The following is an 8,449-nucleotide window of genomic DNA, read 5'->3' as shown; positions in this document are numbered from 1 at the left end:
TCGCGCGCGCCCGCCGGGGCCATCGAATGCCAGGTGGCCGCGCTGTGGTGCGAACTGCTCGGGTTGGACGCCGTCGGCGCCGAGGACAACTTCTTCGACCTCGGCGGGCACTCGCTGCTGGCGATGCAGATGCACGCCCGCCTGGCCGACTGCATCGGCCGCGACCACGACCTCGACCTTGTCGACGTGTTCTCGCACCCGAGCATCACCAGCCTCGCTGGACGCATCGAACACGGCAGTGCGCTGCCGGCCTCGCTGGACGAAGCGGCGCAACGTGCCGAAAAACGCCGGGCCGCCTTGAATGACAACCGTAGAAATCACCACAGGAAATAACGCGTGCTCGACAACGACACCATGAGCCCCCCGCACGCGATTGCGATCGTCGGCCTTGCCGGGCGCTTCCCCGGCGCTGACGACATCGATTCGTTCTGGCGCAACCTTCGCAACGGCGTGGAATCCATCAGGCCGCTCTCGGAATCGGAGCTGCGCCAGGCGGGGGTCCCGGCCGAGGAAATGCAGCACCCGGATTACGTGCGCGTGGCCGCGCCGCTTGGCCAGATCGATCGCTTCGCCGCCGAATTCTTCGGTTTCTCGCCGAAGGAAGCCCAGATCACCGACCCGCAGCATCGCATCTTCCTCGAATGCGCCTGGGAAGCGCTCGAGGATGCCGGCTACGTGCCTTCGCGCTACGACGGACGCATCGGCGTCTATGCCGGCACCGGGCTCAATACCTACCTGCTGAAATGCCTGCTGCCGTACAGCGCCCAGCTTGCCGAAGGCATGGCGGTCCTGTCACTGGTGATCGGCAACAAGACCGATTTCATGACCTCGCAGGTGTCCTACAAGCTCAACCTGCGTGGCCCCAGCATCAGCGTCAACACGGCCTGCTCGACGTCGCTCGTCGCCACCCACATGGCCTGCCAGAGCCTGCTGAACTACGAGTGCGACATGGCGTTGGCTGGCGGGGTGTCGGTGCACGTGCCGCAGTTCAGCGGCTATGTCTACCAACCGGGAGGTGTGTTCTCGCGCGACGGCCGTTGCCGTCCCTTCGACGCCGCGGCCCAGGGCACCGTCCCCGGCAATGGGGCCGGCATCGCCGTGCTCAAGCGCCTGGACGATGCGATTGCCGATGGTGACCATGTCTATGCGGTGATCCGCGGCACGTGCGTGAACAACGATGGCGCGCAGAAGGTCGGATTCACCGCACCCAGTGCCGAGGGCCAGCGCGATGCCATCGCCACCGCCCTGGCCATGGCAGGGGTCAGCCCATCCAGCATCGGTTACGTCGAAGCCCATGGCACGGCGACGGCGCTCGGGGACCCGCTCGAGCTGAAAGCCCTGGCACAGGCCTTCTCGGGCGGCGACGAACCGGCAACGCACTGCGCGATCGGCTCGGTGAAAAGCAATATCGGACACCTTGATGCGGCCTCCGGCGTCGCTGGCCTGATCAAGACCGCGTTGTGCCTGAAACACCGCGAACTGGTGCCGAGCCTCAACTACACGGCGCCCAATCCGCAGATCAAAATCCAGCAGACGCCCTTCCACGTCAACAGCGAGTTGCGCGCGTGGGTTCCAAACCCCGGGGCATCCTCCTTGCGTGCTGGTGTCAGTTCGTTCGGGATCGGCGGCACCAATGCACACGTGGTGTTGGAGTCATGGCAGGCCCTGGCAACGGCGCCATCGCCGCGCCCCTGGCAGTTGCTGCCGATTTCGGCGCGCAGCGGGCGCGAGCTCGAAGCTGCTGCTGGCCGCCTGGCCGCCCATCTCGAAGCGAATGCACAGGGGCCACTCGCCGACGTCGCATTTACCCTCCAAGCAGGACGCACGCCGTTCGCGCAGCGACGGGCGGTGCTGGCCGGCTCGGCGCAAGTGGCCGCAAGCCACCTGCGCAGCAGCGAATCCGACTTCTCCGTTGCTGGCGTCGCCAACGATCCCGCACTGCATGTCGCCTTCCTCTTTCCGGGAATGGGGGAGCAGTACATCGGCATGGCGCGCGGCCTGTACGACACCGAAGCCGCGTTCCGCGAGGCGTTGGACGAGTGTGCCGACCTGCTGCATGCGAGCCATGGCCTGGACCTGCGCGCCGGGCTGTTCCCGGCGGGCGCGGCTGACAGGCCGCGTCATGGCGACGCACCTGGCGGGCGGATCGACCTGCGCGCAATGCTTGGACGCGCAGCAGCGGCATCCGACGCGGACGCCCAGGCGATCAACACCACGGCGTTCGCGCACCCGGCGCTATTCGCCGTCGCCCATTCGCTGGCGAGATTGTGGATGTCCTGGGGCATCAAGCCAACGGCAATGATCGGACACAGCCTGGGCGAATACGTCGCCGCCTGCATCGCCGGAGTGATGTCGCTGCCCGATGCGCTGCGTATCGTGGCCGAGCGCGCACGCCTGATCGAGGCGCTGCCTCCCGGTGCCATGCTGGCGGTGTCGGCTCAGCGCGAGGATCTCCTGCCGCTGCTGCGCGATGGCGTCTGCATCGCCGCCAGCAACGCCCCGGGACTATCCGTGCTTTCCGGTCCAACCGATGCAATCGCCCGCCTGCAGGGCGAGTTCGGGACCCGCGGTTGGGCCCATCGCCTGGTCAATTCCGCGCACGCATTCCACTCGGGGATGATCCAGGCGGTGTGTGCCCCCCTCGCCGACCTGATGCGTGGCATCAGGTTGCAGCGACCGCAGATCCCATACCTCTCGAACCTCACCGGCGACTGGATCACAGACGCCCAGGCCACCAACCCCGATTACTGGGCCCGGCACTCCGTCAGCGAGGTCAGGTTCGGCCAGGGCATGAGCCTGCTGTTGCAGGATCAGGCGCGCGCATTCGTCGAAGTCGGAGCGGGCCAAAGCTTGACTTCGTTCGGATTCCAGTGCGCGGAACCGGCACGCCGCGAGCGGCTCCAGAGCCATCCGAGCCTGCCTGGCGCCCTCGAACAGGCCGACGATGCATTCGTCCTGACGCGGACCCTTGGGGCGTTGTGGTGCGCGGGTATCGAGGTGGACTGGCGTGCCTACCACGCCGGCACGGCGCGCCGCCGCGTGTCGCTGCCAACCTATCCGTTCGAGCGCCAGCGCTACTGGTTCGACGTGCCAGTCGGGGCGCTGCCCCCCCACGCCTCTGCCGCGCTGCAGGAGCCCGCTCCGCCTGCCGCAGCCGCCGCATCCGAACCGGCGTTCGAGATCTCGGATACGCGGGCGGGTTACGTGGCGCCGGAAGGCGATGTCGAGTCCGCGGTCGCGGAACTCTGGGGCGCCGTGCTGGGGCTGAAAACCGTTGGCCGGAACGACCATTTCTTCCGCCTCGGCGGAAGCTCATTGCTCGCGGTGCAGCTGATGGCAAGGGTGCGTGCCGCGTTCGAGCTCGACGTGGCCGTCCGCGCATTGTTCGACCAGCCCACCCTGGCGGCATTCGCCGCGCACATCGAGGATTTGCTGCTGACCGAAATCGAGTCGCTTGGTGACCGCGTATCGGCTCCGATCCCTGCCGAAGAAGACGCCCAGGCCACGCCTTACCGTTTGCCGAACGGCATGGAGGTCATGCAGTTCAACGCGGTGGAAACGGAGCACTTCTACCACGACATCTTCGAAACCGAGGTCTATGCGCGCAACGGCGTCAAGATCCCGGAGCAGGCGGTGATCTTTGACGTGGGCGCCAACATCGGCCTGTTTTCGCTCTTCGCCCATGCACGTGCGCCCGGCGCACAGATCTATGCGTTCGAACCGGCGCCGCCGGTCTTCGACGCGCTGCGTCGCAATACCGAGCGCGCTGGGGTGAACGTGCGCCTGTTCAATGCGGGCCTGACCGATCGCCCCGGCCGCCAGGCCTTGACCTTCTATCCCAACAGCACGGGCATGTCGTCCTTCCATGCCGACAAGGGCGAAGAGAAGGCGGCGTTGCGGGCGATCATCGAGAACCAGCTGGAGCCGACTAGCGACGGCGCCGGCGAACTTCTCGACCAGATGGACGACATCCTCGAGTACCGCTTCCGCGAGCAGGTCGTCGAGTGCGAGATGCGCACCATGTCCGATGTGATCCGCGAATGCGGGGTGACCCATGTCGACCTGCTGAAGATCGACGTGCAGAAGTGCGAGCACGAAGTGATCCGTGGGATCGACGACGAACACTGGCCGCACATCCGCCAGATCGTGATCGAGGTGCACGACCTCGACGGCAGGGTGGCGGAGGTGTCGTCGCTGCTGGAGTCGCGCGGGTTCCGCGTTGCGGTCGAGCAGGATGCGCTCTACCGCGGCTCGACGATTTCCAACCTGTATGCCATCCGGCACTGAGCGCCACGTCCGCTTGCCGGCGAACCGAACGGAGGATCGATGAAACTGATTGGAGTGGTGGGCGCGGGGGTGATGGGCGTGGGGGTGGCGCAATGCGCCGCCCAGGCCGGGCTCGATGTGATCCTGGTCGACATCAACGACGCGGTGCTCGCACGGGCGCGTGGCGAGATCCGCAACAACCTGCGGTTCTTCGCCATGATGAACCGCGGCGCCGGGCTGGATATCCAGGCGGCGCAGGAAAGGATCACCTATGCGACGGACGTTGGCCAGCTGCGCGCCGTCGATTTCCTGGTCGAGAACGTGGTCGAGAAGTGGCACGTGAAGCAGCCCGTGTATCAGCGGCTCGACGCGATCTGTCCAGTGCATTGCGTGTTTGCAGCCAACACTTCGGCGATCCCCATCACGCGCATCGCGGCTGCAACGGCACGGCCCGGGCAGGTGCTGGGCATGCACTTCATGAATCCGGTGCCGCAAAAGGACACCGTCGAGGTGATTCGCGGATTCCACACCAGCGAACAGACGTTGGGCGTTGCGCTGCAGCTCCTGCAGCGGATGGGCAAGCAGGGCATCGTCGTCAATGACGCGCCGGGCTTCGTCAGTAATCGCGTGCTGATGCTGACCATCAATGAAGCGGTCAACCTGGTGCAGGAAGGCGTGGCTTCCGCGAGTGACGTCGACCGACTGTTCGAAAGCTGCTTCGGCCATCGCATGGGGCCACTGGCCACTGCCGACCTGATCGGGCTTGACACCATCCTCTATTCGATCGAAGTGCTGCACGACGCCTTCGGCGACAGCAAGTACCGCCCTTCGACGTTGCTGCGCAGGATGGTCGACGCCGGCCTGCACGGCCGCAAGTCGGGCCGGGGTTTCTTCGATTACGCGCCCAGCGGCGATGGCGCGGCTGCGCAACTCCCCCGCGGGCCGCATCCCGCGGCGACTTCCTCCCTCAAGACCGGAACCTGACCGTGACAAGTCCCAGCGACATCCGCGCTTCGCTGCGCCTTTTCCTTTCGAAATACATTCGTGCATCCGACTTCGCGGACAGCCAGAACATCTTCGCAAGCGGCTACGTCAACTCGCTGTTCGCGATGCAACTGGTGCTGCACGTGGAAGGCGCGTTCGGCATCACGGTGGAGAACGAGGACATGGACATCGCGAATTTCAGCAGTGTCGATGCGCTTGCCCGCTTCGTCGGCCACAAGCTTGGCGCGGGCGTCGCGGCATGAGTGCGGCCGTTGACCTGCTGGAGCGAGCCACGCAGGTCGCGCGCTTGAAATCGATGATCAGCGTTGCGATCGCGGCGCGTGCCGACGACTTCGACGCGGCGGGCGAGTTGCCTGCCGACGTCCTGTCGCTTTGCGCGCAGGAGGGCCTGTTTGGGATGGCCATCCCGACCGGGCACGGCGGCATCGGGCTGGACCCGCGGGAACTCGGCGAAGTCTTCGAATCCCTGGGCCGCGCGAGCGCCTCGGCGCTCAGCCTGGCCACGGTGCACGTCATGGTCTGCTCGGCGCTGTTGCGCTGGGGCAGTGCGGCGCAGAAGCAGCGCTGGTTGCCGCACCTGGCCAGCGGTGGTGCCATCGGTGCCTTCGCGCTGAGCGAGGCCGAAGCCGGCAGCGATGCGAACGCCGTGCAGACCACGCTCAGGTCCGAGTCCGACGAAATTGTCGTCGATGGCTGCAAGGCCTGGATCTCGTTCGGCACGATCGCCGGGCTGTTCCTGGTGGTTGGCAAGCTGGATGGCCGGATCGCCGCGATCCTGGTCGATCGATCGACCCCCGGCATCGACATCGAACCCATCGACGGCATGGCCGGGTTCCGTGCCGGGATGCTTGCCCAGGTGCGCTTCGAAGGCTGCCGCGTTCCGCGCGAGAACCTGCTGGGCAGCGCCGACTTCGGCTTGTCGCAGATCGTTGGATCGGTCCTCGACCATGGGCGATACAGCATCGCCTGGGGCGCTGTCGGGCTGGCACAGGCTTGCCTGCAGGCCAGCGTGGACTACGCGGCGAAGCGCCGGCAATTCGGCCGGCCGCTGCAAGAGCACCAGCTGGTGCAGCAGATGCTGGCCGACATGATGGTCGAGCATCGCGCGGCGCGCCTGATGTGCCTGGATGCCGCGGCTGCGCGCGCCAACCGCAGCCCGGACATGATCGTGCGCACCACGGCGGCGAAGTACGTGGCTGCGCGCGCCGCCGACCGCGCCGCGGCTGCCGCCATGCAGATCCACGGCGCAAACGGGTTTAGCACGAGATATCCTGTGCAACGCTTCCAGCGCGACGCCCGCGTCTTCGGCGTCATTGAAGGCACGACCCAGATCCAGCAGGTGCTGCTCGCCCAGCACGCACCTCAGTGGGCCGACGGCCTGAAGGAATTCTTCTGATGGAACAGGAAATGGCAGAGCCGGTGCGCGGACGCGTGAAGTGCGTGGTGTGGGATCTCGACCATACGTTATGGGACGGCATCCTGTCCGAGGGCGACGAAGTGCGCCCGCGCCCCGGCGTCGAGGCGACGCTGCGCACGCTTGACGAGCGCGGCATCCTGCTGTCGATCGCCAGCAAGAACGACGCCGGGCCCGCCATGGCGAAGCTGGCGGAACTCGGACTCGAGGACTACTTCCTCTACCCGCAGGTCAATTGGGGCGCGAAGAGCCAATCGATCGCCCGCATCGCCGAAGCCTTCAACATCGGAATCGACGCTCTTGCCTTCATCGACGACCAACCGTTCGAGCGCGATGAGGTTGCCTCGGTGCATGCCGACGTTCTGTGCCTGGATGCCGGCGAAGTGGCAACGCTGCTCGAATGCCCTGAACTGCAGCCTCGCTTCATCACCGACGAATCGCGCCGGCGACGGCAGATGTACCGCAGCGACCAGCAGCGCAACGAAAGCGAGCAGGACTTCGAAGGTCCGCGTGAATCGTTCCTGGCGTCGCTGGGGCTCGTTTTCAGCATTGCGCCGGCCGATGTGGAGGATCTGCGGCGGCTGGAGGAACTGGTTGCCCGGACCAATCAGCTGAATACCACCGGTCGCATCTACTCCCACGCCGAGCTTGACGCATTCCGGGTATCGCCACGCCATGAGTTGCTGGTGGCCTCGCTCGAGGACAAGTACGGCGAGTACGGGAAAATAGGACTCGCCCTGGTGGAGAAGTCGGGGCGTGATTGGACGATTCGCGCCTTCCTGATGTCGTGCCGGGTGATCTCGCGCGGAGTCGGTTCGACGTTCCTCAACTGGATCGTCAACCGGGCGCGGGAAGCGGAAGTGCACCTGTTCGCCGACATGGTGCCCAACGAGCGCAATCGGATGATGTACGCGACGTACCGGTTCGCGGGATTCCAGCCCCACGCCAAGAACGGGGGCGCCGAAGTGCTGAAGCACGAATTGGCCGCCGATGCCGCGTACCCGGAATACGTGCGCGTGCGCAGCTTCGTGCCCAGCGGGGAATCGCCGGCCGGGACAGTCTGAGCCACGTACACGGATGCAGGTCGATCGGCCACGCCGACACGAACTCCCGCATGGAAGAAATCGAATGGATGAGCATGAACAACCCTAGCGACAGCGCGACGACGTCTTCCCGCGAGGATGGGCTACGCGCGAGGCGCGAAGCGCTTTCGTCCGAAAAGTTGCGCCTGCTTCGGCACCGGCTTAAGGGCGGTCTCGCCGGTTCGGCCGCGGCACTCGTGCAGCCGCGCCCGCACCCCGATGCCAGCGCGCCGCTGTCGCTGCCGCAACAGCGGTTGTGGTTCATCGAGCAACTGCAGGGGCCGAGTGCCACCTACCATGTTGCCGGCGCCTACCGACTCCACGGAGTACTGGATCGCGTTGCCTTCCGGCGAACGATGGACACGATCGTTGCGCGCCATGAGTCGTTGCGAACCCGCTTCGTCGGCACGGAGGCGGGTCCGGTGCAGGTCATCGAGCCGGCCATGCCATTCGCGCTTGACGAAGTCGACCTGCGCACGCTCACTCCGGAGGAGCGCGAAGCTGCGGTTGCCGCGCATACGCGGGCGGCCGTGGATACGCCGTTCGACATCGTCGGAGGCCCGCTGATCCGCGGTCGCGTGCTGTGCCTGTCAGCGGATGAGCACGTACTGCTGGTGGCGATGCACCACATCGTGTCCGATGGGTGGTCGATGGGGGTGCTGGTTCGCGAGGTGGGGGCGTT

The 8,449-nt window shown here is 66.1% G+C and carries 7 protein-coding genes; all 7 read left to right on the top strand.

The features are described from left to right. Positions 1 to 333: phosphopantetheine-binding protein (locus tag G7B67_RS12430; RefSeq protein WP_166212895.1), on the top strand; the 333-nt coding region annotated here is incomplete at its 5' end. A gap of 3 nt (positions 334 to 336) precedes the next feature. Beyond that, positions 337 to 4,287, top strand: a complete 3,951-nt coding sequence (locus tag G7B67_RS12425; RefSeq protein ID WP_166212893.1) for a type I polyketide synthase — start codon at positions 337 to 339, stop codon at positions 4,285 to 4,287. 39 nt (positions 4,288 to 4,326) lie between these two features. After that, complete coding sequence (locus tag G7B67_RS12420) at positions 4,327 to 5,250, top strand: 3-hydroxyacyl-CoA dehydrogenase family protein (RefSeq protein WP_166212891.1); 924 nt, start codon at positions 4,327 to 4,329, stop codon at positions 5,248 to 5,250. A gap of 2 nt (positions 5,251 to 5,252) precedes the next feature. Then, on the top strand, positions 5,253 to 5,513 hold the full coding sequence (locus tag G7B67_RS12415) for an acyl carrier protein (protein WP_166212889.1): 261 nt from the start codon (positions 5,253 to 5,255) through the stop codon (positions 5,511 to 5,513). Continuing rightward, positions 5,510 to 6,667 (top strand): acyl-CoA dehydrogenase family protein, encoded by a 1,158-nt coding sequence (locus G7B67_RS12410; RefSeq protein WP_166212887.1) that lies wholly within the window; start codon positions 5,510 to 5,512, stop codon positions 6,665 to 6,667. The genes G7B67_RS12415 and G7B67_RS12410 overlap by 4 nt, the downstream gene beginning before the upstream one ends. After that, complete coding sequence (locus G7B67_RS12405) at positions 6,667 to 7,749, top strand: HAD-IIIC family phosphatase (protein ID WP_207780931.1); 1,083 nt, start codon at positions 6,667 to 6,669, stop codon at positions 7,747 to 7,749. Before G7B67_RS12410 ends, G7B67_RS12405 begins: the two co-directional genes overlap by 1 nt. Before the next feature lie 50 nt (positions 7,750 to 7,799). Then, on the top strand, positions 7,800 to 8,449 hold a 650-nt coding region (locus tag G7B67_RS12400), incomplete at its 3' end, for a condensation domain-containing protein (RefSeq protein ID WP_207780930.1).

Source organism: Cognatiluteimonas telluris (assembly GCF_011320095.1).
GTDB lineage: Bacteria > Pseudomonadota > Gammaproteobacteria > Xanthomonadales > Xanthomonadaceae > Cognatiluteimonas > Cognatiluteimonas telluris.
The sequence above is the reverse complement of the archived record's forward strand: the minus strand, read 5'-3'. Positions and strand labels throughout refer to the sequence as shown.